Below are 911 nucleotides of genomic sequence, written 5' to 3' on the forward strand. Positions count from 1 at the left end.
CCCGCGGGCCGCGCGCTCGCGGGGCCCCGCGCCCACTGAACAGTGCATCCAGGAACCCGATTGAAGGCCTAGCGGGCCGGTGGAACCAGCCCGCGCCTGCGGGCGCGGTCCTTCGCGATGAGGAGCACCACGAAGAAACAGAGGGCCACAAGACCCGCGCCCATGGCGACGTTCCATGGCGTGTTGTTGGGCTCGGGGCGGACCCCGTGGTCCGTGACGTCACCGACGATGACAGCGGCGGTACATACGAGGGGACAACCCATCACCACCCACTCGCAGGCCCGAAGCGCCCGGTGTGCGCCAGGAATGTGACGCGAATAGCCAGGGATGTAGACAGCGAGGAGCAACGCAGCGTCGGCGAGCCCGTAGTCGTTTAGGCGGTTGTCCTTCCCGAAGAAGGTTCCGCCGATTGAGTAGATGACCGTGCCGATCAACAGTGCTAAGAAGAAGTAGCGGAGGACCTTGTCGACCCGCGAAAGCCCCGCAGTGTTGCCGATAAGGAGAGGCTCAATGGTGGACATAGCGATCACGACCTTGTGACTCAGAGATAGCGACCATCGCTATTTCCTCATTATCCCCCCAGTGGTGGTGTTGTCAAGGCCTTTGGGCTTGACAATTGTCAGCGAGCTGCCCTGCTGGCGGCCTCCGCCGTCGCCACGGCCTCCAGCAGCCTGCGCACCGATGTTACGCGGGATGCGCGCCCCTGCCGCAGTTGATCCACATCCTCAGCCCCGGCCTCGTCGATCGCGAAGGGGCCGTTGGTGCGCGCATAACTGTCAAGCGCACAGGAAGGCTCGGAGGCCTCGTGCGAGCACAGCGGCAGGCACCAGGCGGCCGCTTCCGCGACGTCTGGGAAGACCCCCAGCACGTCGGCGACGCTCACGTGCCCCAGGCCGAAGGAACGCACGCCG

General features: G+C 65.4%; 1 protein-coding gene and 1 pseudogene. Both read right to left on the reverse strand.

All coding sequences use genetic code 11. The features are described 5' to 3' along the window. Nucleotides 1–68: 68 nt before the first annotated feature. Complete coding sequence (locus BQ7477_RS01510) at nt 69–521, reverse strand: hypothetical protein (protein WP_073982584.1); 453 nt, start codon at nt 519–521, stop codon at nt 69–71. A 98-nt stretch (nt 522–619) separates the two neighbouring features. Then, nucleotides 620–911, reverse strand: a pseudogene (locus tag BQ7477_RS01515) (ribosome small subunit-dependent GTPase A); the annotation flags it as partial.

It is taken from the genome of Actinomyces bouchesdurhonensis, assembly GCF_900128465.1.
In the GTDB taxonomy this organism is placed as follows: Bacteria; Actinomycetota; Actinomycetes; order Actinomycetales; family Actinomycetaceae; genus Pauljensenia; species Pauljensenia bouchesdurhonensis.